Consider the following 25545-nt stretch of genomic DNA (forward strand, 5'->3'; position numbering starts at 1 on the left):
TGTAGAATCCCAAACAGAGAAGCCAGCGTTTAAATGGTATGTTCTCTCCCTGAACAGCCTTAAATAGTCTTTCAAGCTCAGTTTGAGTGAACACAGAGCGAAAGCTGTTCAACTTACGGCGCTTTTTCAACTTCATTCCGCTGAATGGATTTCTCTCAATACACTCTCCCCTGATAGCATACTCGAAGAGAGTTGATAGATACTTGATGTAATTGTTGTAGGTAGTTATCGAGATTGTCTTGTCAGCCTCTTCAATTACTTCATCGAGAGTCTTGTTGTGTAGAAGGCTTGTGACCCATTGGAGGGAGCTGTAATGCTGTCTCTCTGAAGCTCTTGGCATGGCTCAAGGAGACTTCTGAGATTGGTCTATTACCAATGATGCGAACAAGCAGACTTGCACAGCTTTTTTGTCATCAATCGTCTTCTCTGAGACGCCTTCTAGCCTCTGGCTCTTACTATAGGCATTCATCAGGCCAGTGATAGAGGGAGTGTCTCTGGTAGGCATCTGGAACAGTCCAGCATTCCCGCCAGCATCAGCAATAGGCGATATAAGTTCAGACGTGAGGGTTCTGAGGTCAGGACGGGTTCCAGCGTATGCAGCTTCTATCTATAAGCCTACAAGCGTTCACCACAAGCGGGTTTGCTTTCAGGATTGCTTCTCGTTTGCTTCTAGTTCTCAACGAACGCCGTACCTCACGCTTCCCAACTATGGGCTGCAACGGGGCAGGAACTACGATACGAAAATAGAAGACGCCTTGGCGGGTCTGGATGACGTAAGGAGGGAGGTTGCTAGGCATTTTGTATCACCGGATTGTGTTAATTGACGAATCCAGTGGTAGAAAAACCCTTAAAATTAAAAGCTTGGAGGCGACCCCAAAAGCCACATCCCGGCACACGCAGCCACCACTACCGTTGCTCCCTTCCGGGCCTGGCGGGGTTCGCAGTTTAGCGTTGCGGGAGGACCTAAGGGGCCACCATAACGGCACACTCGGTTGTTAAGTAAGTGTGCTAATGCTGATGTGGTGGCTACGCCCTGATTTGAACAGGGGACCCCATCATTATGAGTGATGTGCTCTAACCAGCTGAGCTACGTAGCCTTTCCTCATCAACGGGTGCAGATTATGCCTACCTTAACGATGAAAGGCAAGCCGGATTCCGGCTTGCCGCTATCACCAAAATTGACTTATTGAATAGCAGTACGCACGGCCTCAGCACCAGGCTCGCCGTTGCGTGTGGTCACGCCGTCTAACCACTCGTCCAGCACGCCATCATTGGCCTTCAAGTAATCACGCGCGGCATCACGAGGGTCTTCGCCATCATCCATGATCGCGCTCATTAGCTGGTTTTCCATTTCCAGGGTAAACGTCATGTTGCGCAATAGCGTGCCCACATTGGGGCACTCCTCCACAAAGCCCGCACGGGTATTGGTGTGCACCGTGGCGCCGCCCAGATCTGGGCCAAAATAGTCATCGGCATCAGAAAGGTAGGCCATCTCAAAGTTGGAGTTCATGGGATGCGGCTCCCAGCCCAAAAACACCATCCACTGCTCGTTGGGTACTCGGGCGCGCAGTTCTGCCAGCATTCCCGCTTCGCTGGAATCTATTACCTGCCAATCGCCAAGGCCATAAGCGTCATCATCGATCATCTGCTCAATCATCTCGTTGCCATCGTTACCCGCCTCGATGCCGTGCAAGCTGCGATCAAACTGGTCGGCATGCTCCGCTAAATCGTTAACCGAGGTCACGCCAGCGTCGTAAACATACTGGGGCACTGCAAGGGTGTACTTCGCCCCTTCCAGGTTAGCCACCAGGCGCTCAACCTCACCACGCTCGATATAGGGGTCGCTGATGGAAGCCATTGAGGGCATCCAATTACCCAGAAAGACATCAAAATCATTGTTGCGCATGCCTGCGTAGGCGATCGGCACGGAAACCGTATCCACGCTTGGCTCGTAACCAAGCCCTTCAAGTACTTCACTGGCTAGCGCCGTCGTCGCGGTGATGTCCGTCCAGCCCACTTCTGCAAAGCGCACGCTGCTGCACTCGTCGGCGTAAGCCACCGCTGGTAGGCCTGCTGCCAGCAATAAAGCACCTGCGTAGCGTGAAGAAGTTCTGCTCATGATCGTGGTTCCCCTTAAACGTCTGCTGCGAACACTCATTGATGGCAGAGGTCGCATCCAGTGTAAATGTCGGCGCCTTTTTATTGATTGAACGTTCAATAAAAAAATGCCATCATGGTTAGGTAATCATGCCTGCGCCTGGGTTTCAAGCATCTACCCAAGTTAGGCATTCAACGAATTAGGAGAACGCTGTGCCAAAGGTGGGAATGGAACCGATACGCCGCCAGCAGTTGATCAACGCGACCATGGTAGCCATTGATGAAGTCGGTCTGGCAGAAGCCACCGTCATGCGTATTGCACGTCATGCGGGCGTTTCAGCGGGTATTATCAGTCACTATTTTGGCGGCAAGGATGGCCTGCTTGAGGCCACCATGCGGCAAATCTTGACCGACCTTACCAAGGCCGTGGCAGTGCGCCGCCATGCGCTGGAAGACAACGCCCCGCGTGCTCATATCGGCGCCATTATCGAGGGCAACTTTGACCGCACCCAGGTCACCGGCCCAGCCGCCAAGACTTGGTTAGCCTTCTGGGCCAGCAGCATGCATAAACCCATGCTACAGCGGTTGCAAAACGTCAATGATCGCCGCCTTTACAGCAATTTATGTCACCAGTTTAAACGCGTCATGCCCCCTACCGAGGCCCGTAACGCGGCCCGCGGCTTGGCGGCCATGATTGATGGCTTATGGCTGCGCGGCGCCCTGACGCCTGAAGGTCTTGACGCGGCAGAAGCTCGCCACCTTGCGCACACCTATCTCGACCAGCTTTTTGCTCATCATGGATGCACTACGAAAGCATCCAATATTTATAGTTAATTAACTTATTCATGGAGACCGACATGGCCGCTCAAAACATACAGCCACTCTATATTGATGGTCGCCAGGTAGACGCCACATCAGGCGACACCTTCACAGTCACCAACCCTTTTGATGGCAGCTTGCTGGCCACGATTGGTCAGGCAAGCCAAGCGGATGTCGACACGGCTGTAGAAGCCGCTCTGCGGGGCCAGCGTGAATGGGCTGCAATGACCGGCATGGAACGCTCGCGCATCTTATTGCGCGCTGTTGCGATATTAAGAGAGCGCAATGACGAGCTTGCCGAGCTTGAAACCCGCAATACCGGCAAGCCGATCAGCGAAACGGCTAGCGTCGATATCGTCACCGGCGCAGATGCGCTCGAGTACTACGCTGGCTTGGCGCCTGCAATTCAAGGCAGCCAGATTCCCCTACGCGACAGCTCTTTTGTGTATACCCGCCGCGAGCCGCTCGGCGTGATTGGCGCGATTGGTGCTTGGAACTACCCGATTCAGATTGCCTGCTGGAAAGCGGCTCCCGCACTCGCGGCAGGCAATGCAGTAGTGTTCAAGCCCAGTGAAGTTACCCCGCTCACTGTGATGAAGCTGGCGGAAATCTTCACCGAAGCCGGTCTGCCCAACGGCGTTTTCAACGTGGTGCAGGGCGATGGCCGCGTAGGTGCCATGCTCACCGAGCATCCTGGCATCGCCAAGGTATCGTTCACCGGCGAAGCAGGCACCGGCAAGAAAGTCATGGCCGCCGCCGCTAGCTCGACGCTAAAAGACGTCACCATGGAACTGGGTGGCAAATCGCCGCTGTTGGTTTTTGCGGATGCCGACCTTGATCGCGCTGCAGACGCCGCCATGATGGCCAACTTCTACTCCAGCGGCCAAATCTGTACCAACGGCACGCGGGTATTTGTTGAGCGCAGCGTTAAAGACGCCTTTGAAGCCAAGCTGGTAGAGCGCGTCAAGCGAATCAAAGCAGGCGACCCCATGGATCCCAGCGTTAACTTTGGCCCCTTGGTCAGCTTCGAGCATCAGGAGAAAGTGCTCTCCTATATTGCCCTGGGCAAAGAGCAAGGCGCTCGCCTGCTCGTGGGTGGCGACGATTGGAATACCGGCAGCTATGCAGAGGGCGCCTGGGCCGCACCGACGATCTTCACCGACTGCACCGACGAAATGCGCATTGTGCGCGAAGAGATCTTCGGCCCGGTGATGTCGGTACTCGCCTTTAATGACGAAGCGGAAGTCATTCGACGCGCCAACGACACCCCCTATGGCCTGGCCGCGGGTGTCTTCAGCGAAAGTTTGAACCGCGCCCACCGTGTCATTCACCAGTTGGAAGCGGGTATCTGCTGGATCAACACTTGGGGTGAGTCACCATCGGAGATGCCGGTAGGCGGCTATAAAGAGTCGGGTATTGGTCGCGAAAATGGTGTTGAGACGCTCAATCACTACACCCAGACCAAGTCGGTACAAATCGAGATGGGGCCGTTTGAGTCAGTGTTTTAGTCCCTGAATTAACACTCTCAAACACTGCGGCACAGGTAGGCGTGAAAGCGAAGCGTCTTTTTCAGGGCCGGAAAGAGCTCCATGCAATTCCGGCATTCCCGCCATCCATGGCGGTCAGATGAGAAAGCCGAGCGCCCATGGATGGGTTCACAGCGTTTTCGTGTCACACCTACCTGTGCCAACTCATTACCATCTTGATGAGGGAAGCATTGATGCCTCAACCACGCGAATTTGATTACATCATTATCGGCGCCGGCTCCGCGGGCAACGTGCTCGCTACTCGCCTCACCGAAGACAGCAGCGTCAGCGTACTGCTGCTAGAAGCGGGTGGGCCGGACTACCGCTTCGATTTCCGCACTCAAATGCCGGCGGCCCTCGCCTTCCCGCTTCAGGGTAAGCGCTACAACTGGGCCTTCGAGACCGACCCCGAGCCGTATATGGATAACCGCCGCATGGAGTGTGGCCGCGGCAAAGGCCTGGGCGGCTCCTCGCTGATCAATGGCATGTGCTATATCCGCGGCAATGCACTCGATTACGACAACTGGGCCAAACAGCCCGGCCTGGAAGATTGGGACTACCTGAGCTGCCTGCCCTACTTCAAAAAGTGCGAAACCCGCGACATTGGGCCCAATAGCTATCACGGCGGCGATGGACCGGTGAGCGTGACCACGCCAAAGTCCACTAACAACCCGCTCTATCGCACCTTTATTGAAGCTGGTAAACAGGCAGGCTACCCAGAGACTGAAGACGTCAACGGCTACCAGCAAGAGGGCTTCGGCCCCATGGACCGTTTCGTCACGCCCAAAGGCCGCCGCGCGTCCACGGCCCGGGGCTACCTGGACATTGCCAAGAAGCGCCATAACCTTACTATCGAAACACATGCCGTTACCGATGTGATTGAGTTTGAAGGTAAACGCGCCGTTGGTGTTCGCTATGAACAAAAAGGGGAAAAACAGCAGGCCTACGTACGCCGCGAAGTGTTGCTATGCGGTGGCGCTATCGCCTCGCCGCAGATTCTGCAGCGTTCAGGCATTGGCAATCCAGAACTGCTGAACGAACTGAATATCGAGACGGTTCACGCCCTGCCCGGCGTGGGTGAGAATCTCCAGGATCACCTGGAAATGTACATCCAGTACGAGTGCAAAGAGCCCATCTCACTTTACCCGGCCTTGAAGTGGTACAACCAGCCTAAGATTGGCGCCGAATGGCTATTCAATGGCACCGGCGTTGGCGCCAGTAATCAGTTTGAATCCTGTGGCTTTATTCGCAGCCGGGATGAAGAGGAGTGGCCCAATCTGCAGTACCACTTCCTGCCCATCGCCATCAGCTACAACGGCAAGAGCGCGGTGCAGGCCCACGGTTTCCAGGCCCACGTCGGCTCGATGCGCTCTGAAAGTCGCGGCCGTATCCGCCTGACGTCAAAAGATCCACATGCGGCGCCCAGCATCCTGTTTAACTACATGGCCAAAGAGAAAGACTGGCAAGAGTTCCGTGATGCTATCCGCCTCACTCGTGACATCATCGCCCAGCCAGCCTTTGAGAAGTACCGCGGTCGTGAAATAGCGCCCGGACCGGACGTGCAGTCCGACGCCGAACTCGACGCCTTCGTCAAAGAGCATGCCGAAACCGCCTATCACCCCTGCGGCAGTTGCCGAATGGGCGAAGGCGAGATGGCGGTCACCGACGGCCAGGGGCGCGTGCATGGTATTGAAGGTCTGCGCGTGGTCGACGCCTCGCTCTTCCCGGTGATTCCTACCGGCAACCTGAATGCCCCCACCATCATGCTGGCGGAAAAGATCGCCGACCGCATCAAGGGTAATGAGCCGCTGCCCCGGGCGAGTGTGGACTACTATGTCGCCAACGGCGCGCCTGCCAAACGCGCCTGAACATTCCGTCTATTCGCCACTCAAAATGCCATGGCTTCACGTCATGGCATTTTTTTATATCTAACAAGGCATCCGGGTGTAAACATACCTAAAGGCTTGCATAAAACCGCGCCTATCTGCCAATATTCAAACAAGTGTTCGATTAACGCGCTCATTAACAACAGCAGGCTGTCGTTATAGGCCTGAAACAGAGAGAACTATTATGCTCACCCTACTCCTTATCGTGCTCGCCGTTGGTGGCCTGCTCGTGGTCATGCGTCGCGAAGCAGGCGCCCCCGCGGCGCTTGTGGTGCTTGGCGTATTGGGCCTTGTCGGCCTGCTGTTAGACGCTGAAGTGATCGGCGTTCTGCTATTGATTGGCGCCGCCGCTGTCGCCGTGGCAGGCCTGCCCGCCTTGCGTCGCAAATGGCTGACACCGCGCCTCTTCACCACCTTTAAAAAAGTGGCGCCCAAAGTGTCCGCCACCGAGCGCACGGCCCTGGAAGCGGGCAGCGTTTCTTGGGACGGTGAGCTATTTTCGGGCAAACCCCAGTGGGAAAAGCTGCTCGCCTTTAAAGACGAAGGCTTGCGCGACGATGAAAAAGCTTTCTTAGCCAATCAGTGTGCCAAAGCCGCTGGCATGTGCAACGCCTGGGATATCGCCCAAGAGCGCGCAGACCTGCCCCAGCAGCTGTGGGACTACCTGAAAAAAGAGGGCTTCTTCGGCATGATTATTCCGAAGGAGTACGGCGGCCTGGGCTTCTCGGCCAAAGCGCAGTCCATGGTGCTGCAAAAGCTCTCCGCCAACGAAACCCTGATGGTCACCGTGGGCGTACCTAACTCCTTGGGGCCTGGCGAGCTGTTGCTTAAATACGGTACTCAAGAGCAGAAAGATCACTACCTGCCACGCTTATCCGATGGCCGTGAGATTCCCTGCTTTGGCCTCACCGGCCCTCGTGCAGGTTCTGATGCCACGTCACTGCCCGATACCGGCGTTGTATGTAAGCAGACTATTAATGGCGAAGAAGTGCTTGGCCTGCGCCTTAACTTCGAAAAACGCTGGATCACGCTGGCGCCCATCGCCACAGTCGTCGGTCTTGCCTTCCGTCTCTTTGACCCTGAAAAGCTGCTGGGTGATGAAGAAGATCGCGGCATTACGCTGGCACTGATCCCCCGCGATACCGACGGCATGGAAATCGGTCGTCGTCACCACCCTATCGGCAGCCCGTTTATGAACGGCCCGATTATCGGTAAAGATGTCTTTGTACCGCTGGATACCATCATTGGTGGCCCGGACATGATCGGCCAGGGCTGGCGGATGCTGGTCGAGTGTCTCTCGATCGGCCGCTGCATCACGCTGCCCTCGGGCGCTACCGGCACCGCGCGTTATGCCCTGGGCTGGAGCGGTGGTTTCACTCGCGTACGTCGCCAGTTCAACGTACCGGTGGCCGAAATGGAAGGTGTGCAAGAGCCTCTTGCCCGCATGGCGGCATTGGCCTATATCTCCCAGGCCACCGTGTATCAAACTGCCAATATGATCGATCACGGCGAAAAGCCTGCGGTGCCCTCAGCCATTCTGAAAAGCCAGTTGACCGAATTCCAGCGCGTGCTGCTTAGTGATGCCATGGATGTTCACGGTGGCAAGGCGGTGACACTAGGCCCGCGCAACTACCTCGGTATCGGCTATAGCGCCAACCCGGTAGCAATTACCGTGGAAGGCGCCAATATCATGACCCGCAACCTGATGATATTTGGTCAGGGCGCGATCCGTTGCCACCCTTACGTGCTTGAAGAGCTGGCCGCAAAAGACGCCAATGACATGAAGGCGTTCGATAAAGCCTTCTTTGGTCATGCAGGCTTGATCTTTGGTAACGCCGCGCGCGCCTTTACCCTCGGCTTTGGCATCGGCAAATCCAGCGTTCCCTTTGATGGCCCAGCCACCATCTATGCTCAGGATATTGCCCGCCTTTCCGCTGGCTTTGGCCTATGTGCCGACGCAGCCATGGCAAGCCTGGGTTCAGCGCTGAAGAAACGCGAAATGATCTCCGCCCGGCTGGGGGATGTGCTTTCTAACCTCTACCTGACCTCCATGGTGCTCAAGCAGTGGCAAGCGGGCAGTAAAGTAGAAGGCGAAGAAGCGCTGCTGCACTACAGCTGTCGTTTCCTGCTTCAGCGTGCAGAACAGGCGTTCGTTGAGATTTTCGATAATCTACCCAACCGCGCCCTGGGTAAAACCCTCAACGCCGTAGTGATGCCGACCGGCCGCCGCTGGAACAAACCCCACGATGATTTGGCTCGCGATATCGCTAAGCGTGTTTCTACACACAGCGCCTTGCGTACCAAGCTGCTGGAAAACACCTGGGATGCGGATGACGGTGAGCAACGTAACCCGCTGGCGCGCTACAACGCTTTGCTGGTCGATTATGACCGCGCCGAAGCAATCTACCGCACGGTGAACAAAGCCTATGCCAAGGGCGAGCTACCGCAAACAGCACTGCATCCGGAGGCACGTGTAGAGGCCGGCTTGGAAAAAGGCCTTATCAATGAAGAAGATGCCGACTTCATGCGCATCTTTGAGGCCGAGGTTCTGGAAATGCTCACCGTGGATGATTTCGCCTATGATGCCTTCGCCAAGAACAAGTCCACGCTGATCGATCACAACGGCAAACCTGTGCCTGCGCCGAAACAGGCGGAAGAAAATATTAAGTAACACCTTTTTTTCAAGGAGTTACCTCAACATCAGCCGACTACTGCGCGCCAGTAGTCGGCTTTTTTGTTTTCGCTTTCTACGCCTAAATGCCTAGTCCTATCGCCCAAAAACGCGTTGCAAGTTCGCAAGTGATCAACTAGCCTTTCGTAAACGAAAGCAATTAATCTTATTTAACTGTATTGTTAACAGCATTCTCCGAGAGCGATCCCCCAACCGCTTCTCAAAATAGCTTTCTCCAATAACAATGACGCTAGCGAGATCGGCATGTCCTTACATTTGCAAAATATCGATCACATCGTTAACGGTGTGCCTCATATCAGTGGAATAGACCTAGCGCTTGAGCCAGGCTCATTCAATGTATTGCTAGGGCGGACGCTGGCCGGAAAAACCACTCTAATGCGTCTTATGGCGGGACTTGAGCCCCCTACCCGCGGAAAAATCATCATGGATGGCAAGGACGTCACCAACGTCTCCGTGCGCAAGCGCAATGTTTCCATGGTGTATCAGCAGTTTATCAACTACCCCAGCCTCACCGTTTACGACAACATTGCGTCGCCGCTGAAACTGGCCAAACACCCAAAAAGCGAGATTGATAAGCGAGTAGGCGAAATTGCTGAAATGCTGCATATCGAGCACCTGCTTAACCGCTACCCGCAAGAGCTTTCCGGCGGCCAACAGCAGCGCACCGCCATGGGGCGGGCCTTGATCAAAGATGCCGACTTAATTCTGTTTGATGAACCGCTGGTCAACCTGGATTACAAACTCCGCGAAGAGCTGCGCGACGAGCTTCGTGATCTCTTCAAAGCGCGCAACTGCATCGCGGTGTATGCCACTACCGAGCCCAACGAAGCGCTGGCGCTGGGTGGAAACACCGCCGTCCTGCATGAAGGCAGATTGCTTCAGTATGGCCCTACCGAACAGGTTTACCGGGAGCCAAACGGCCGCTTCAGCGCTGAAATGTTCTCCGAGCCGCCAATTAACATTGTTCCCGGTCGGCTTACCGATACCGAAATCACTTTCGATCAAACGTTACACTTTCCCTGCGATGACAAGTTAAAGCGCTTGGAGCCAGGTGACTATGATTTTGGTGTCCGCGCTTCGCACCTCACCTTGCAGCCACAACGCGCCGATGACCTGACGCTGGACGTCCATGTGGATGTAGCAGAAATCAGCGGCTCTGAAACCTTCCTGCATGTTCACCACGAACGTTTCCCCTTAGTGCTGCACCTAGCGGGCATTCACCAGTTTAGTGTTAATGAACCCCTGAAAGTTTACTTCCCCACCCATCAACTTTACGCCTTCGACAAACAGGGACATACAGTCCATATTCCTGCGCGTCAGGGAGGAGCTGCCCATGGCTGAGATCACTTTAAAAGGTCTGGCGCACTCCTATGAAAAAACGCCCAAGGGTGCAGCGGATTACGCTATTCGGCAGATGGATCACGTGTGGCATCAAGGCGGTGCCTATGCGCTTTTGGGGCCATCGGGTTGCGGTAAATCAACGCTACTCAATATCATTTCCGGTCTGCTTGAACCCTCAGAGGGTGACGTACTTTTTGACGGCCAGCGAGTTAACGAACTCCCCCCTGAAGAGCGCAATATTGCCCAGGTTTTTCAGTTCCCGGTGATCTACGACACCATGACGGTGTTCGACAATCTCGCCTTTCCCCTGCGCAATATGAATACCCCCGAGTATCGGGTGAAACCCAAGGTGCTTGAAGTTGCCGACATTCTGGAACTGACGCCGCTGCTGAACCGCAAGGCGAAGAACCTGACCGCCGATGAAAAGCAGAAAGTTTCCATGGGGCGTGGGCTGGTACGCGATGACGTGACGGCCATCCTGTTTGATGAGCCGCTGACGGTGATCGACCCACAGTTAAAGTGGAAGCTGCGCCGCAAGCTCAAGGAGATTCACGAACGCTTCAATATCACCATGATCTACGTGACCCACGACCAGTTGGAGGCGTCTACCTTCGCGGACAAGATCGCCGTGATGTACGACGGTCAAGTGGTTCAGTTCGGCACGCCCCGGGAGCTGTTTGAACGCCCGGCCCACACCTTTGTGGGGTATTTTATCGGCAGCCCCGGCATGAACTTCATGGCCATCGAGTATCGAGATGAGCACGTCATGTTCGGGAATCAATCACTGCCGGTCAGCGAGTCGGTAAAACGTGTGATTGCGACTGCCAGTTCCCGCAATATCAAACTGGGTATCCGTCCCGAATTTATTGCCATAACCACCAGCCCGACCGCCGACAGCGTACCGATTGAGGTCGTCAGCGTTCAGGATTTGGGCACTTACTCCCTGCTGACCTATAAGCTCAACGCACAAACCTTCAAGGCACGCCTTCCCGAAGGGCACTCACCCGTGGGGGAAGCGGCGTTTGCTGAGTTCGATACAGCAAAACTCGCCCTCTATATCGATGAATACCTCGTGGAGACCGGCCATGAATAACAAGGTACCCAACAACAAAGCGTGGCTGCTGGTGCTTCCCATGCTGGTATTGGTGGCGTTCTCCGCCATCATTCCACTGATGACCGTCGTCAACTACTCGGTGCAGGATGTGCTCGGCCCTAACGCCAGCTTTTTCACTGGCACCGAGTGGTTTAAAACCATGCTCAACGATGAGGCGCTACAAGCGGCGTTTCTGCGCCAGATTTCGTTCTCATTGATTATTCTGGCTATTCAGATTCCGCTGGGAATAGGGATCGCCCTGATCATGCCCAAACGGGGCTGGCAGGCCTCCGCCGTGTTGATATTGATCACGCTGCCGCTGCTGATTCCCTGGAACGTGGTGGGCAGCATCTGGCAAATCTTTACCCGTGGTGATATTGGCTTAATGGGCTGGGGGCTGCGCGAACTGGGCATCAGTTACAACATCACCGGTGACGCCAGCGATGCCTGGGTAACTATCGTGCTGATGGATGTATGGCACTGGACCCCGCTGGTGGCCATGCTTTGCTACAGCGGCCTGCGCTCGATTCCTGAAGCTTACTATCAGGCTGCACGTATCGACCGTGCCTCCAAGTGGGCAGTGTTCCGCTACATCCAGTTGCCCAAGCTCACCAACGTGCTCGTTATCGCCGTCCTGCTGCGCTTCATGCACTCGTTCATGATTTACGCCGAGCCCTTCGTGTTGACCGGCGGCGGCCCTGGCAGCTCGACAACCTTCCTGAGTCAGTCGTTGGCCACTATGGCGATCGGCCAGCAGGACCTGGGGCCTTCTGCCGCGTTCTCGCTGATCTACTTCCTTGTCATTCTGCTGGTGAGCTGGGTGTTCTACACCACCATCATGCACATGCAGAAAGACAAGCCCCCGCATGGAGGTGCCTAACATGAGCTACCAACTCGAAAACACCCAGCGCGGTGAAAAGTACAACACGATTTTTAGCAAAGTTTCACCTGCCAAGCGGCGTAACCGCACTGCTCGGGCGCATTGGCGCTCACGTATCCTGCTGGGCCTTTATCTGGCGCTGATGATCCTGCCCATTTACTGGCTGATCAACATGTCGCTGCAGACCAACAGCGAAATTCTTGGCTCGATGACGTTGTGGCCGCAAAACCTGACCTTTGACAACTATATTGGCATCTTCACCAACTCAAGCTGGTACATGGGCTACGTCAACTCAATGCTCTACGTGGCCATGAATATGCTGATCACCATTTGCGTCGCGCTACCGGCCGCTTACGCCTTTAGCCGCTACACCTTTATCGGCGACAAGCACCTGTTCTTCTGGCTGCTGACCAACTTGATGGCTCCCCCCGCCGTCTTCCTGCTGCCCTACTTCCAGCTTTACTACTCGGTAGGCCTTTTCGACACCCACATTGCCGTCGCGCTGGCCCACTGTCTTTTTAATATCCCGCTGGCGATCTGGATTCTGGAAGGCTTCATGAGCAGCGTGCCCAAGGAGATCGACGAAACGGCCTATATCGACGGCTATAGCTTTCCGCGCTTCTTCGTCAAGATTTTCATTCCGATGATCCGTTCGGGCATTGGCGTCACGCTGTTCTTCCTGTTCATGTTCTCTTGGGTGGAACTGCTCCTGGCACGCACGCTAACCGCCACCGATGCCCAACCAATCGGCATGATTATGACGCGCACCTCGACAGCCTCCGGAATTGACTGGGGCACCCTGGCCGCCGCCGGTGTGCTGACCATTATTCCCGGCATTCTGGTGGTCTATTTCGTCCGTAATCATATTGCCAAGGGCTTTGCCCTGGGCCGTACCTGAGGAGAGCGCACCATGTCTTGGATGGTATGGACCATGCCCACCGCCATATTCTTTTCATCAATCGCTGCCATGCTGGCGGGGATGACGATATGGGAGATCCTGTCTCCCACCATAGAGCGCAAAGGGTTTTTACCCATTGCCACCACTCGCGGAGACCGGCTGTTTATCGGCCTGCTCTCGGCGGCCTTTATCCACCTGGGAGTGATTGGTTTCACTTCATTATCCATCTGGATTGCACTAGCGGTATCAGCCGTATGGCTACTGGTTTTAATGCGCTGGGGCTAGCCCTTGAGACAGCCTCTTGAGATAGCCCTTAACAAGTTGTTGAAAAAGCACTTCAGCGTTTATTCGGTATCAAGGACGGCCAAGCCATCAAGGAAGAACACAACAAAACGAGGTCACCATGCAAAAGCACTACAACAAATTCAAACTGACAACCCTCGCCGCCAGCTTGCTGTTGGCATCGGGTACGCTGTCAGCGCAGGAAGAGGATGCCCGCGCCATTGCTGAACGCTTGGTCGATGAGCACTTCCAGAACTCGACGCTAAGCCGTGAAGAGCAGATCGAAGAACTGATGTGGTTTGCCAAGGCTGCCGAGCCTTTCCGTGACATGGACATTCAAACCGTGGCGGAAGGCCTCACTACCCACGTTTATGAAAGCGAAGTGTTAGCGGAAGCCTTTAGTGAGCTGACCGGCATTAACCTGACCCACAACATCATTGGTGAAGGCGATGTCGTGGATACCATGCAGAACCAGATGCAGTCGGGCAACAGCATCTATGACGGCTTCGTCAATGATACCGACTCCATTGGCACGCATATCCGCTATGGCACCACCATCAACCTCTCTGAAGCGATGGAGAACGAGTGGGCCGACTACACCCTGCCCACGCTGGACCTGGATGACTTCATCGGTCTGCAATATGGTACCGGCCCAGATGGCAGCATCTACCAACTACCGACCCAGCAGTTCGCCAACCTTTACTGGTTCCGCCATGACTGGTTCACCGACCCCGACCTGATGGCCCAGTTTAAGGAAATCTACGGCTACGAACTCGGCGTACCGACCAACTGGACCGCTTACGAAGATATCGCCAAGTTCTTCACCGAGGACGTGGGTGAGATAGACGGCACCAAGATTTATGGCCACATGGATTACGGTCGTCGTGATCCGTCACTAGGTTGGCGTTTCCACGACTCCTGGCTCTCCATGGCGGGCATGGGCAGCCAAGGGGTTCCCTTCGGCAACCCAGTGGATGACTGGGGTATCCGCGTCAATGAAGATAGCCAGCCGGTAGGCGCCAGCGTCAGCCGTGGCGGTGCTACCAACTCGCCGGCCTCCGTGTTTGCGATGCAGAAAGCCGTCGACTGGCTACGCGATTACGCACCTGAAGAAGCGCAGGGCATGACTTTTGGTGAAGCAGGCCCCGTGCCCGCGCAAGGCCATATTGCCCAGCAAATCTTCTGGTACACCGCGTTCACAGCTGACATGACCGACCCCGCCGTTGCGGTGACCGATGATGAAGGCAACCCGCTGTGGCGCATGGCTCCTTCCCCCACCGGCCCCTACTGGGAAGAGGGTATGAAGGTTGGCTACCAGGACGTAGGAGCATGGACATTCTTTGACTCAACGCCCGAAGACCGCCGCACCGCCGCCTGGCTGTTTGCCCAGTTCACCGTGGCAAAAACCACCTCGCTGGAAAAACTCATGCATGGTTTAACGCCGATTCGTGAGTCTGACATCTTCTCTGAGCAGATGACCGAAATGGCACCCAAGCTGGGTGGCCTGGTGGAGTTCTACCGCAGCCCCAACGAATCCAACTGGACACCGACCGGTACGAACGTACCTGACTATCCGCGCATGGCACCACTGTGGTGGCAGAACCTTGCACCGGTCATGAGTGGTGAAGTCACACCCCAGGAAGGTCTCGACAAGCTAGCGGCAGACCTGGACAGCACCATGAACCGTTTGGCCCGCGCTAACGTCTTCGACAGCTACGCGCCTGTACTTAACGAAGAGCAGGACCCACAGGTCTGGCTGGATCAGGAAGGCGCCCCGAAAGCCAAGCTGGATAACGAAATGCCGCAAGGCACCACCGTTCCTTACGATGAAATGATGGAAGCCTGGATGGCCGCCGGTACGCGCCAAGAATAACTAAGCTTAATAACTAAGTTTAGGAAAACTACGCGTCAAAGCTTGCAGGGCGGGCGACTGCCCGCCCTGCCAAGGGTTTCATTGGCGGTATGCCAGAGCAAAAGAGAGAACACCCACTGCAACCGGGCTATTGATTGGTTAATTGGATCCGCTATGAAACTGCGAAATAGAAACATTGAAAAGTTACCTAACGAAACCTTTGATGCTCTGATTATCGGCGGCGGCATCAATGGCGCGGCCACCGCAGCAGCGCTGGCTGGTAAAGGCGCAAAAGTTGCACTAATTGACCGCGGCGACTTCGCCGGCAGTACCAGCATGCACTCCTCCAACCTGGTATGGGGAGGCATCAAATACATGGAAAGCAAGGATTTTGCCCTGGTTCGCAAACTATGCAAAAGCCGCAATCACTTGATCAAGAGTTACCCTTCCACGGTGCAGGAAATTCGCTTCCTGACCACTATTTCAAAAGGTTTCCGCCACTCTCCACGCTACCTGTGGGCGGGCACCTGGCTTTACTGGCTGATGGGCAACGGCTTCACCAAACTGCCGCGCCTGCTCTCGCCAAATAAAATCAAGCAGGAGGAGCCCATCATTGATATTGAGGGGGCCGTTGGCGGTTTCGAGTATTCTGACGCCTACCTGCACGATAATGACGCTCGATTTGTCTTCAACTTTGTTCGCCAAGCGCTTAACTATGGGGCGATTGCCGCCAACTACGTCGAATCACTTGGCGCCGAGCGCCAGGATGGCCTATGGGTGACCAAGGCACGCAACGTGATGGATGGCAGCACCTTCGATATACGCGCCAAGGTACTCATTAACGCGGCCGGCCCGTGGGTGGATCAGCATAATGAGCTGACCGGCCAAAAAACCACTCACCACCACCTCTACTCCAAAGGCATTCACCTCATCGTTCCGCAATTAACGGATTCCCAGCGGGTGCTGGCGTTTTTTGCTGACGATGGCAGATTATTCTTTGTCATTCCCATGGGTAACCGTACCTGCATCGGCACCACGGATACGCATATGGAGCATCCGGAGGTGGAGGTCACCGCTGACGATATCGCCTTTGTGCTGGAAAATATCAACAAGCGTTTGACCCTGGCCAAGCCATTGAGCCAAGACGATATTATTTCTACCCGCTGCGGCGTACGGCCGTTAGCGATCAAAGATGATCAAGGCAACGATCGAGACTTCCTGCAGCTATCGCGCAAGCATGTAGTCGACACCAATGCCGAAAGCGCGCATATCAGTATCTTTGGCGGCAAGCTGACCGATTGCTTGAATGTGGGTGATGAAATTGCCGAAGAGATCAGCCAGTTGGGCGTTTCCCTCACAGACCCTAAATTCCACTGGTACGGCGAACCACCCAACCCCGTCAAGCAGCAGTTTATGGATCAGGCCAAGCGCATGAACCTGGATGCCATGACCGCCCAGACCTCATCTGAGCTGCTCTCCACACGGCTCTGGCGGCGTTATGCCGACCAAGCTATTCAGATGTTGGAGAAAATCCGCCAGGATCCTGCCCAGGGTGAAATTCTAATCGAGGGCACCGAGTATATTCGCTGTGAGCTTGAGCATGCCCGCGATCACGAAATGATCACTCAGCTTGAAGACTTTCTACGCCGTCGTGCCAAGGTCTCGCTGGTTGTTCCCCATGAGCAGTTGCGCCATTCAAACGGTCTGAAAGAAGCCTGCCGGGTATTATTTGGCGACGATGCAGATGAACGTTTTAACAGTTACTTTGAACAACACCGGGACACATCGCTGCCTTTTACACCCGTAGCCAATGCTTAATCGTTGATAAAACTAAAAAGCCCCCTTATATCAATAAGGGGGCTAAGGGTTATTTAAGCAATTGTTCTATTTTACTCTTCATCTTCAATACGAAGTTGAGAGTCTCCCGCGAGCACTTCATCCCAGGCTTCTTCCAGTGTGTAGCCTGAACGACTATCCACCGTGTCGATAACCTCAACCGCATGTTGCAGTGACTCACGATTACCCTTCAGCGCCACCACTAACCTGGCGAGATCTTGCTTGCTGAAGGAGCTGGCGATGCTATTGGCTTGTTGGCTCAGTTCGATGCAGTTCATTAGTACTACCTCATGGTATGGTCATCCGCTGCCTAACCGCCAATCGGTTTAAAAGCAGCCATCTTAATTAACGACGTATGGTGACGTTGCTACTCATGCTGGGCCGGATAAGTGCCCAGTTCGGTAACTGCGAAACGGTCACAAGCGTTACAAGACCTTCGCCCTTTAGCGCTAGGGTAATACTGAAGCGCTATCGTTCTGTAGCAGGGATTAGTTCAGTGATTCGGGATAACGAGTCACCTTCCTGATCCATGACCTCACTATGGGCTACAGCAGGAAAGCTCACAATGCGTCATTGGCCGCAGGCATGGTTGTAACTCGACTACATAAACGCTCAATAAGCGTTAATGGTGTTAAAGACTTTCATGAGGGGCGCTAAAAGCGAAGAAAGGCGGCCAATTGCTTAATTGGCCGCCGCATTATAAAGAATCGAAAGAGTGAATAGATAGTGTGCTTAAGTAGGAAGGCTGCACTTATTAGTTGAATTCAGGTCATTATCTAAGGCGTGGAGCGGACTCTCGACACCGCATCCAACCAACCCTGGTAAAGCTGCTCACGTGTAGCTTCTTCCATGGTGGGCATAAAGCTCTTCTCGCAGCGCCACAGTTGTTCGATCTCTTCCAGGGTTTGATACCAGCCCAGACGCAGACCCGCTAAATAAGCAGCCCCCAGCGCAGTGGTTTCCAATATGGTGGGGCGATCCACCTGCACGCCCAGCATATCGGCAAGAAACTGCATCACCCAGCTGTTTTTCACCATACCACCGTCAACCCGTAAATTGCCCGGCGGCGCCTCCATATCGTCATTCATGCAGTGCTGCAGGTCACGGGTTTGGTAGCACACCGCCTGGAGCCCCGCGGCGACTATTTCAGCAATACCGGTATCGCGGGTTAAACCAAAAATCGCGCCACGTGCTTTTGGGTCCCAGTGCGGCGCCCCTAAACCGGTAAAAGCGGGCACCAGATAAACGCTATGCCCGCTACGGGTCTTCTGAGCCAGCGCTTCGGTTTCCGAGGCATCGGCAAACAGATTCAGACCATCGCGCAACCACTGCACCGTCGCCCCGGCCACGAAAATACTGCCTTCCATCGCATAGGTCGGCTTACCGTTAAGCCGGTAGCCAATCGTGGTCAACAAACGATTACGCGAAAGCGAGGGCGTCTCACCGGTGTTCACAATCATAAAGCAGCCGGTACCGTAGGTACTCTTGCCCATCCCCGGCTGAAAGCACGCCTGCCCGACCAACGCAGCCTGCTGGTCGCCTGCTACCCCTGCGATGGGAAGCGGTGCGCCTAGCCAGTGCGCCTCGGTAGTACCGAAATCATCGCTGGAATCTTTCACTTCGGGCAGTAAATTGGCGGGTATATCGAATAGTGCCAGTAGCTCGTCATCCCACTCTTGGGTATGGATATTGAACAGCGCGGTTCGAGACGCGTTGGTAGCATCGGTGACGTGCTGCTGGCCGCCGGTCAACCGCCAGATTAGAAAGCTGTCGACGGTGCCGAAGGCCAGTTCCCCCCGTTCGGCGCGCTCACGTGCGCTCTCGACATTCTCCAGCAGCCAGGCAAGCTTGGTCGCCGAGAAATAAGGATCAATCAGCAGGCCGGTCTTGGCTTGAACGATCTCGGTATGCCCTTTATCCCGCAGCGACTGGCACAAATCCGACGTGCGGCGATCCTGCCAGACAATGGCGTTATACAGCGGCTTGCCGGTTTTTCGATCCCACAGGATGGTGGTTTCACGCTGGTTGGTAATGCCTATACCGGCAATCTGGTCTGGCGTAATCTCGGCACTGGCCATCACTTCTCGGCAGGTGGCCACTACCGTTTCCCAGATATCTTCGGGGTTGTGCTCAATCCAGCCGTCATGAGGGAAGTGCTGGGTGAATTCCTGCTGAGCGACGGCCGCCACCTGACCTTCGCGGTCAAAGAGAATAGCGCGCGAGCTGGTGGTACCCTGATCAATGGCGAGTATATAAGAGGACATGTCGAGTTCGCTTTGTTGTATTGTCTTTCGATTTTGTTGACTTGCTTTCGCTTTATTATGTTTTAAGGCTACTCCAGCCGCTCTAAATGCTCAAGGATGAAACTGCGACAAAGACGGCTAGGCTAGGCTAGGCGATATGCAGCGCTACATCGTGCTGGGTCAGCAAGCGCTGGATCGCTTCCGGCGGTTTGCGATCGGTGAAGAGCGCATCCAACTGGTCCAGATTGCCCTGCCGCACCACCGGGTTACGGTGAAATTTGGAGTAGTCTGCCGCTAGGTAGATGCGCCGCGAATTGGCAATAATCGCTTGGGCGACACGTACTTCCTGGTAGTCAAATTCCAGCAGTGAGCCATCCTCGTCAATGCCACTGATGCCGATGATGCCGTAATCCACCTTGAACTGATTGATAAAGTCGATGGTGGCTTCGCCGATAATCCCGCCATCGCGAGAGCGCACCTGCCCCCCGGCGATGATTACGGTAAAATCCTCTTTATGCTGAAGAATGGCCGCCACATTCAGGTTGTTAGTAATGATCTCGAGACCCTGATGCTCCAGCAACGCGTGGGCAATCACTTCATTGCTGGTACCGATGTTGATGAACAGCGATGAGTGGTTGGGTATGTGTTGCGCCAAGCAGCGGGCAATGCGCTCCTTCTCTTCCAGGTGAAGCGTCTTGCGCGTGCTGTAGGCGGTATTCACCGTGCTGGATTCGATGCCTACACCGCCATGCACACGGCGCACACGGCCTTCATCAGCCAGGGTATTCAAATCCCGCCGAATGGTCTGCGGTGTCACCGCAAAGTGGTCGGTGAGCTGTTCGATACTCATGTAGCCGTGCTGACGAACTAGCTCGACAATGGCATCCTGACGAAATTGTTGGTTCATAAGCCCGGCCTGTTCGATTTTCTTGGTTTCTGAACGTAATAGGTTAGCAAAATTTTCGAAACCTAATAGCCTTCATCCCCTCTTCGCTACCATCACACCGACAGGCCGGACCGTTAGACGTTTTTTAAAGCGGCCATACCAGCAGAATAAGCGGGATAGCGGCAGCCAATACTACCAGTGAAAGCGGTAGCCCCAGTTTCCAGTAATCGCCGAACCGATAGCCGCCAGGGCCCAGCACCAGTGTATTCGACTGATGGCCGATGGGAGTTAAAAACGCACAGGAAGCACTTACGGCCACCACCATCAAGAACGGATCGAGCGAGACATCGAACCCATTGGCCAGGCTGACTGCAATCGGCGCCATCAGCAGCGCAGCCGCCGCGTTGTTGACCACATTCGAGAGCAGCATAGAGAGCAGGAACAGCCCCACCATGGTGACCACCACCGGCCAGTCGCTGCCAAAGCGCAGCAGTGCATCGGCAATCAGGTCGGCGCCGCCACTGGTTTCAAGCGCCTCCCCCACGGGTATCATTGCGGCCAACAGCACGATCACAGGGCCGTCGATGGCTTGATACCCTTCGCGCAACGGCAATACGCCAATCAGTAGCGAAATCAAAGCAGCGGTACTCATGGCGACTGCCGCAGGCAGCAGATCGAACAGCATGGCAATAATTGCTAAGGCAAAAATGGCGATCGACATTGCCAGCTTGCGCGGCTGCCCCAGATGCAATTCCCGGCTCGCTAACGGCAGGCAACCGAGGGAGGCCAGACTGTCGGACATTTCATTCTCACTGCCCTGCAGCAGCAACACATCGCCGTTCTTAAAGCGGATATCACGCAGACGCTGCTTCAAGCGCCCACCGTCACGGGCCACGGCCACCAAGTGCAGGCCAAACTGGTGATTCAGGCGTAACTGGCGCACGCTGCGGTTAATCATCATGGAATCATTGCGTACCACGGCTTCAATTAGCTGCAAGCCTTCGGTATCCACCGGCTGCCGGTCCTGTGCCGCATCTTTCGCTTCACCCATGCCAGCTTTCTCGCCCTCTTCGCCGCTTGCGGTGTGCTCAGGGCCGTCCGCCTCCTCTTCCAGTTCGGCTATCGCACTAAGCCCTACCTTATCTTCCAGCATCTGGAGTTCATCGGGTCCTGCTTCCAACAGCAGGATATCGCCCTCTTCCAAGGCGCCGTGGAAGTTATAGCCAGCACGACGGTTATCATCGCGAACGACCGCTAACACGGGGATGGTTTCGTCCAGCTCATCGCGCAATTGCTGTAACGTTAAGCCTTTGGCTTTCGACTCTTCACCTACTTTCAATTCCACCAAATAGTTGGCGGTATCGAACATTTCATCGGTAGAGGCTTGGCCGCTGCGCTTCGGCGTCAAGCGCCAGCCCACCAACACAATAAACACAAGCCCCACCAGCGCCACCGCAATCCCGACAGGCGAAAAGCTAAACATGCTAAACGCTTCACCCGTCACATCGCGCCGGTAACTAGAGATAATGATATTGGGTGGCGTGCCAATTAAGGTTGTCAGGCCGCCCAGCAGAGACCCGAACGCCAGCGGCATCAGCAGTAAAGAGGGCGAGGTATTATGTTCACGAGCCAACCGCATCGCCACCGGTAACAGCAGTGCGAGAGCGCCCACATTGTTCATAATGCCCGATAACAACACGACGGTACCCACCAGCACTAATAGCTGAAGCAGCAGGTTTTCACCCACTTTTACCACTTGATTGGAAATAATATCGACCACACCGGAGCGTTCAAAGCCCCGGCTAAGTACTAGCACGGCGGCCACTGTAATAACCGCCGGATGGCCGAAACCCATAAAGGCATTCTCGGCAGGCACTAGCCCGAGCATGACCGATCCCAGCAACGCCGCCAACGCGACTAGATCGTAGCGAAAGCGCCCCCATATGAACGCAACCAGCGTCAGGCCAAGCACGATAAAGACCAACGTACTTGGCGAAAGCGCCAACCACTCAAGCCCTAGCGCTTCAAGATTAAGACTCTCAACTCCTGAGCCCTCAGCACCTGAGCTCTCAACACTCATGTCCTCAGCCGACATCCTTTTCCTACTCCCTTGCCACCGTTTGATAGCGGCAGCATACGATTGATGCACTCCACGCCACAGGCATGGCTATTCCCCACGCACATTAGACGTTTACTATACACAGATATAGTCCCTGCATACGCACCGCCCGTTGAATAGCCGACCGTGGCATTCGGCCCTGAGCAGCTTGCCAATAACGTGGCAAGCGATGAGAGCCGAATGCGTCAGCTGAGTGTGTATGTAGGTGCGTATGTAGGGTATTTATGTAGGTAGGAATTAGGGCAAGAGAATAGTCGAGCCGGTAGTTTTACGGCTCTGTAGGGCGTCCTGGGCCTTACCCGCTTCTGCCAGCGGATAGCGGTTGGCGATGTCAATCTTGACCTTTCCGCTCTCGAGCATGGCGAAGAACTCCTGGCACATCATCTCCAGACGCTCGCGCGTGTCGGCGTAACCGTTAAGGCTGGGGCGGGTCACGTAAAGCGCGCCCTTCTGGTTGAGGATGCCGATATTAACACCATCCACCGGGCCAGAAGCGTTGCCGAAGCTCACCATCAAGCCGCGCGTCTTCAGGCAATCCAGCGACATCTCCCAGGTATCCTTGCCTACCGAGTCATACACCACATCGCACATCTCGCCGTTAGTCAGCTCGCGCACCCGCTCGACCACGTTCTCTTCGCTGTAATTGATCGTCGCCCAGGCACCATTGGCCATAGCCAGATCCGCTTTTTCCTGGGAACTGACAGTACCAATTAGCTTGACGCCTAATGACTTCGCCCACTGGCAGGCAATCGACCCTACCCCACCGGCAGCCGCATGGAACAGAATGGTTTCGCCGCCTTTCAGCTCATAGGTCTGGCGCAGCAGGTATTGCACGGTCAGGCCCTTGAGCATACTGGCCGCTGCCGTCTCGAAATCGACAAAATCGGGGAGCTTAACCACTTTCGCCGCAAGCAACGTATGCAGTTCTGCATAAGCGCCCAAAGGCCCTTGGGCATAAGCGACGCGATCACCGACGCTTAAGTGCGTCACGCCAGCGCCGACAGCATCGACTACACCAGCGCCTTCGGTGCCAAGGCCAGAAGGCATCGCGGGGGCAGGATAAAGCCCGGTACGAAAATAGATATCAATAAAATTGAGGCCAACGGCTTTATTGGCAATACGCACTTCGCCCTGGCCGGGTTCAGCGGGGGTCACGTCGACCAGTTCAAGCACCTCGGAACCGCCGGTCTGGGCAAATTGGATACGCTTAGACATTAGGGTTTCCTTTCATTGTTGGGTTTGTACAAGATAGTCAAGACAACAGGTGCCGCTATACAAGCGCGTCGCGTGCTATAAATCAAGCTAGTACGCTATCACCGGTTGCGGCTGAACACTGGCGCGATGAAATCCTGTTGTCATGCACTCATGTTAGAATCAATACTCCTTTATCGTCCAAGACTTAGAGCGCTGTCATGACGCATCCCGCTATTCAAGTTCCCTCGCTGATTGCCCACCGCGGCTACTCTGCCGCTGCTCCCGAAAACACCTTGACCGCAGTGCGCGCCGCCCATCAGGCGGGCGCCACCTGGGTAGAGCTGGATCTGCAATTGCTCGGTGATGGCACCCCGGTCATCTGGCACGACGCCGACGTGTCACGCTGCTCAAATGGCCGCGGTAGCCTGGCCTCAATGAGCTGGGCAACAGCGCAAACGCTGGATGCGGGCAGCTGGTTTGGTGATCGCTTTGCAGGTGAAAAAATGCCCAGCTTGGGAGAGATGCTGGCGCTGCTTAACGAGCTGGAAATGGGCGTCAACATGGAGATCAAGGTTAACAAAGGGCGCGATCCCATCGCGCTGGTTGAGCGCGCCCTACCTGAGATGCTGGATACCCTGCCTTCCGAACGGCTGATCATCTCCTCCTTCAATACCGAGGCCCTGACCCACTGCCGCCAGTTAGCGGGCAAGGAGCGTCTGGCGCTGGGCGTGCTGTACAATGGCGTACCCAAAACTTGGCGAGCACAGTGCGAAGCCATTGAAGCTTTTAGTGTGCATCCGTCCTGGTCACGCCTGAAGCGCGCCCAGGTTGAGGCCATGCAAAAGGACGGCTATCAGGTCCTGTGCTATACCGCCAATGACCCCAGTGCCTTCCATAGCCGCTGGGCGTGGGGTGTCGCCGGTGTGATTACCGACGAACCCGCCGTGTTCAAGCGCTTTCTAGATAGCCATTGATCCATTCAGATACTTGAATACGTTCAAACAATGACAAGGAGTCCGTTGTGAAATACCTGGGAGCCCACGTGAGCGCAGCTGGCGGCGCAGACCAAGCCGTTCACCGGGCGGTAGAGATCGGTGCCGATGCCTTTGCGCTGTTCACCAAAAACCAGCGCCAATGGAAAGGCAAGCCGCTCACCGATGACGCGATTCAAGCCTTTCGTGACGCCTGTGCTAAACACGATTTTTCACCTGGGCAAATTTTACCCCACGACAGCTACCTGATTAATCTGGGTCACCCGGAGCAGGAAGGCTTAGCCAAATCACGGGAGGCCTTTTTAGATGAAATGCAGCGCTGCGAGCAGCTCGGCCTCACGCTGCTCAACTTCCACCCAGGCAGCCATCTAAACAAGATCAGCGAAAGCGACTGTTTAAAGCGTATTGCCGAGTCCGTTAATGAGGCGCTTACACATACCCAAGGTGTCACGGCAGTGATTGAAAACACCGCTGGGCAAGGCACCAACCTGGGCTGGCGCTTCGAGCATCTGACCGAGATCATTGACCATGTAGACGATAAAACCCGGGTAGGCGTATGTATTGATACCTGCCATGCATTTGCCGCTGGCTATGACCTGCGCAGTGCAGAAGCCACACAGGCAACGCTCGATGAGCTGGGTAAAGTGGTGGGGTTCAACTACCTGCGAGGCATGCATTTGAACGATGCCAAAAGCGGATTCGCCAGCCGTGTGGACCGCCATCATAGCCTGGGCAAAGGCAATATCGGGCTACCCGCCTTTACCACCATCATGCAGGATGCCCGGATTGACGGTATCCCCTTGATACTGGAAACCATCGAGCCAGCTATATGGGCCGAGGAGATCAGTTGGCTGCGCGCCCAGGCGCCCGAAGAAGCCACGCCGAGCCATTAAACTCTGCACGGCTGCG

At 55.2% G+C, this 25545-nt stretch carries 21 protein-coding genes, 1 tRNA gene and 1 other RNA gene; 13 read left to right on the forward strand and 10 right to left on the reverse strand.

Annotated features, from left to right (window positions below; genetic code table 11):
* The 5 genes from CXF87_RS21865 to CXF87_RS02365 all read right to left on the reverse strand — a co-directional run.
* Positions 1 to 340: hypothetical protein (locus tag CXF87_RS21865; protein ID WP_232774540.1), on the reverse strand; the 340-nt coding region annotated here is incomplete at its 3' end.
* Positions 341 to 575: 235 nt separating this feature from the next.
* Positions 576 to 797, reverse strand: a complete 222-nt coding sequence (locus CXF87_RS22365; protein WP_431313232.1) for a DUF6538 domain-containing protein — start codon at positions 795 to 797, stop codon at positions 576 to 578.
* A 74-nt stretch (positions 798 to 871) separates the two neighbouring features.
* Positions 872 to 968, reverse strand: an RNA gene (gene ffs, locus CXF87_RS02355) — signal recognition particle sRNA small type.
* A gap of 52 nt (positions 969 to 1020) precedes the next feature.
* Positions 1021 to 1097 (reverse strand) — tRNA-Met (locus tag CXF87_RS02360).
* Between the two features lie 86 nt (positions 1098 to 1183).
* Complete coding sequence (locus CXF87_RS02365) at positions 1184 to 2119, reverse strand: choline ABC transporter substrate-binding protein (RefSeq protein WP_008956649.1); 936 nt, start codon at positions 2117 to 2119, stop codon at positions 1184 to 1186.
* A 191-nt stretch (positions 2120 to 2310) separates the two neighbouring features.
* Between CXF87_RS02365 and betI the strand changes: the two genes are divergently transcribed.
* The 11 genes from betI to CXF87_RS02420 all read left to right on the forward strand — a co-directional run bounded on the left by betI (position 2311) and on the right by CXF87_RS02420 (position 17184).
* Positions 2311 to 2931 carry a transcriptional regulator BetI gene (gene betI / locus CXF87_RS02370; RefSeq protein ID WP_198555986.1) on the forward strand — a complete coding sequence of 207 codons (621 nt, stop codon included), beginning with the start codon at positions 2311 to 2313 and terminating at the stop codon, positions 2929 to 2931.
* A gap of 23 nt (positions 2932 to 2954) precedes the next feature.
* On the forward strand, positions 2955 to 4424 hold the full coding sequence (gene betB, locus CXF87_RS02375; protein WP_101145340.1) for a betaine-aldehyde dehydrogenase: 1470 nt from the start codon (positions 2955 to 2957) through the stop codon (positions 4422 to 4424).
* A gap of 212 nt (positions 4425 to 4636) precedes the next feature.
* Positions 4637 to 6310, forward strand: coding sequence for a choline dehydrogenase (gene betA, locus CXF87_RS02380; RefSeq protein ID WP_101145341.1), 1674 nt, complete (start codon positions 4637 to 4639; stop codon positions 6308 to 6310).
* Positions 6311 to 6512: 202 nt separating this feature from the next.
* Positions 6513 to 8999 (forward strand): acyl-CoA dehydrogenase, encoded by a 2487-nt coding sequence (locus CXF87_RS02385; RefSeq protein WP_101145342.1) that lies wholly within the window; start codon positions 6513 to 6515, stop codon positions 8997 to 8999.
* A gap of 264 nt (positions 9000 to 9263) precedes the next feature.
* Entirely contained in the window at positions 9264 to 10361 is a 1098-nt protein-coding gene (locus tag CXF87_RS02390; protein ID WP_008956660.1) for an ABC transporter ATP-binding protein, read from the forward strand.
* A complete protein-coding gene (locus CXF87_RS02395) occupies positions 10354 to 11454 on the forward strand; it encodes an ABC transporter ATP-binding protein (RefSeq protein WP_101145343.1) in 1101 nt (366 codons plus the stop codon). Before CXF87_RS02390 ends, CXF87_RS02395 begins: the two co-directional genes overlap by 8 nt.
* The gene (locus CXF87_RS02400) at positions 11447 to 12334 is read left to right on the forward strand and encodes a carbohydrate ABC transporter permease (RefSeq protein WP_101145344.1); all 888 of its coding nucleotides are present in this window, start codon (positions 11447 to 11449) and stop codon (positions 12332 to 12334) included. The genes CXF87_RS02395 and CXF87_RS02400 overlap by 8 nt, the downstream gene beginning before the upstream one ends.
* Position 12335: 1 nt before the next feature.
* The gene (locus CXF87_RS02405) at positions 12336 to 13232 is read left to right on the forward strand and encodes a carbohydrate ABC transporter permease (RefSeq protein ID WP_008956663.1); all 897 of its coding nucleotides are present in this window, start codon (positions 12336 to 12338) and stop codon (positions 13230 to 13232) included.
* Positions 13233 to 13244: 12 nt separating this feature from the next.
* Entirely contained in the window at positions 13245 to 13517 is a 273-nt protein-coding gene (locus tag CXF87_RS02410) for a DUF2160 domain-containing protein (protein ID WP_008956665.1), read from the forward strand.
* Positions 13518 to 13635: 118 nt separating this feature from the next.
* A complete protein-coding gene (locus CXF87_RS02415) occupies positions 13636 to 15387 on the forward strand; it encodes an ABC transporter substrate-binding protein (protein ID WP_101145345.1) in 1752 nt (583 codons plus the stop codon).
* 153 nt (positions 15388 to 15540) lie between these two features.
* Complete coding sequence (locus CXF87_RS02420; protein ID WP_101145346.1) at positions 15541 to 17184, forward strand: glycerol-3-phosphate dehydrogenase/oxidase; 1644 nt, start codon at positions 15541 to 15543, stop codon at positions 17182 to 17184.
* A 71-nt stretch (positions 17185 to 17255) separates the two neighbouring features.
* Here the strand turns inward: CXF87_RS02420 and CXF87_RS02425 are convergent, their stop codons facing one another.
* The 5 genes from CXF87_RS02425 to CXF87_RS02445 all read right to left on the reverse strand — a co-directional run bounded on the left by CXF87_RS02425 (position 17256) and on the right by CXF87_RS02445 (position 23665).
* Positions 17256 to 17480, reverse strand: a complete 225-nt coding sequence (locus CXF87_RS02425) for a hypothetical protein (RefSeq protein ID WP_101145347.1) — start codon at positions 17478 to 17480, stop codon at positions 17256 to 17258.
* A 498-nt stretch (positions 17481 to 17978) separates the two neighbouring features.
* Complete coding sequence (gene glpK / locus CXF87_RS02430) at positions 17979 to 19466, reverse strand: glycerol kinase GlpK (protein ID WP_008956669.1); 1488 nt, start codon at positions 19464 to 19466, stop codon at positions 17979 to 17981.
* Between the two features lie 127 nt (positions 19467 to 19593).
* Positions 19594 to 20352, reverse strand: a complete 759-nt coding sequence (locus tag CXF87_RS02435) for a DeoR/GlpR family transcriptional regulator (protein ID WP_101145348.1) — start codon at positions 20350 to 20352, stop codon at positions 19594 to 19596.
* A 124-nt stretch (positions 20353 to 20476) separates the two neighbouring features.
* Complete coding sequence (locus CXF87_RS02440; protein ID WP_101145349.1) at positions 20477 to 22426, reverse strand: SLC13 family permease; 1950 nt, start codon at positions 22424 to 22426, stop codon at positions 20477 to 20479.
* A 261-nt stretch (positions 22427 to 22687) separates the two neighbouring features.
* Entirely contained in the window at positions 22688 to 23665 is a 978-nt protein-coding gene (locus CXF87_RS02445) for an NADPH:quinone reductase (RefSeq protein WP_101145350.1), read from the reverse strand.
* Positions 23666 to 23862: 197 nt separating this feature from the next.
* Between CXF87_RS02445 and CXF87_RS02450 the strand changes: the two genes are divergently transcribed.
* The gene (locus tag CXF87_RS02450) at positions 23863 to 24618 is read left to right on the forward strand and encodes a glycerophosphoryl diester phosphodiesterase (protein ID WP_101145351.1); all 756 of its coding nucleotides are present in this window, start codon (positions 23863 to 23865) and stop codon (positions 24616 to 24618) included.
* 47 nt (positions 24619 to 24665) lie between these two features.
* The gene (gene nfo, locus CXF87_RS02455) at positions 24666 to 25529 is read left to right on the forward strand and encodes a deoxyribonuclease IV (RefSeq protein ID WP_101145352.1); all 864 of its coding nucleotides are present in this window, start codon (positions 24666 to 24668) and stop codon (positions 25527 to 25529) included.
* Positions 25530 to 25545 lie beyond the last annotated feature (16 nt).

It is taken from the genome of Halomonas sp. MES3-P3E, from assembly GCF_002836035.1.
Lineage (GTDB): Bacteria > Pseudomonadota > Gammaproteobacteria > Pseudomonadales > Halomonadaceae > Vreelandella > Vreelandella arctica.

Bases quoted from the DNA above. Each gene is read 5' to 3' on its own strand.
- CXF87_RS22365 (WP_431313232.1), bottom strand. From the start codon at position 797: ATGCCTAGCAACCTCCCTCCTTACGTCATCCAGACCCGCCAAGGCGTC.
- CXF87_RS02365 (WP_008956649.1), bottom strand. From the start codon at position 2,119: ATGAGCAGAACTTCTTCACGCTACGCAGGTGCTTTATTGCTGGCAGCA.
- betB (WP_101145340.1), top strand. From the start codon at position 2,955: ATGGCCGCTCAAAACATACAGCCACTCTATATTGATGGTCGCCAGGTA.
- betA (WP_101145341.1), top strand. From the start codon at position 4,637: ATGCCTCAACCACGCGAATTTGATTACATCATTATCGGCGCCGGCTCC.
- CXF87_RS02385 (WP_101145342.1), top strand. From the start codon at position 6,513: ATGCTCACCCTACTCCTTATCGTGCTCGCCGTTGGTGGCCTGCTCGTG.
- CXF87_RS02390 (WP_008956660.1), top strand. From the start codon at position 9,264: ATGTCCTTACATTTGCAAAATATCGATCACATCGTTAACGGTGTGCCT.
- CXF87_RS02395 (WP_101145343.1), top strand. From the start codon at position 10,354: ATGGCTGAGATCACTTTAAAAGGTCTGGCGCACTCCTATGAAAAAACG.
- CXF87_RS02400 (WP_101145344.1), top strand. From the start codon at position 11,447: ATGAATAACAAGGTACCCAACAACAAAGCGTGGCTGCTGGTGCTTCCC.
- CXF87_RS02405 (WP_008956663.1), top strand. From the start codon at position 12,336: ATGAGCTACCAACTCGAAAACACCCAGCGCGGTGAAAAGTACAACACG.
- CXF87_RS02410 (WP_008956665.1), top strand. From the start codon at position 13,245: ATGTCTTGGATGGTATGGACCATGCCCACCGCCATATTCTTTTCATCA.
- CXF87_RS02415 (WP_101145345.1), top strand. From the start codon at position 13,636: ATGCAAAAGCACTACAACAAATTCAAACTGACAACCCTCGCCGCCAGC.
- CXF87_RS02420 (WP_101145346.1), top strand. From the start codon at position 15,541: ATGAAACTGCGAAATAGAAACATTGAAAAGTTACCTAACGAAACCTTT.
- CXF87_RS02425 (WP_101145347.1), bottom strand. From the start codon at position 17,480: ATGAACTGCATCGAACTGAGCCAACAAGCCAATAGCATCGCCAGCTCC.
- glpK (WP_008956669.1), bottom strand. From the start codon at position 19,466: ATGTCCTCTTATATACTCGCCATTGATCAGGGTACCACCAGCTCGCGC.
- CXF87_RS02435 (WP_101145348.1), bottom strand. From the start codon at position 20,352: ATGAACCAACAATTTCGTCAGGATGCCATTGTCGAGCTAGTTCGTCAG.
- CXF87_RS02440 (WP_101145349.1), bottom strand. From the start codon at position 22,426: ATGTCGGCTGAGGACATGAGTGTTGAGAGCTCAGGTGCTGAGGGCTCA.
- CXF87_RS02445 (WP_101145350.1), bottom strand. From the start codon at position 23,665: ATGTCTAAGCGTATCCAATTTGCCCAGACCGGCGGTTCCGAGGTGCTT.
- CXF87_RS02450 (WP_101145351.1), top strand. From the start codon at position 23,863: ATGACGCATCCCGCTATTCAAGTTCCCTCGCTGATTGCCCACCGCGGC.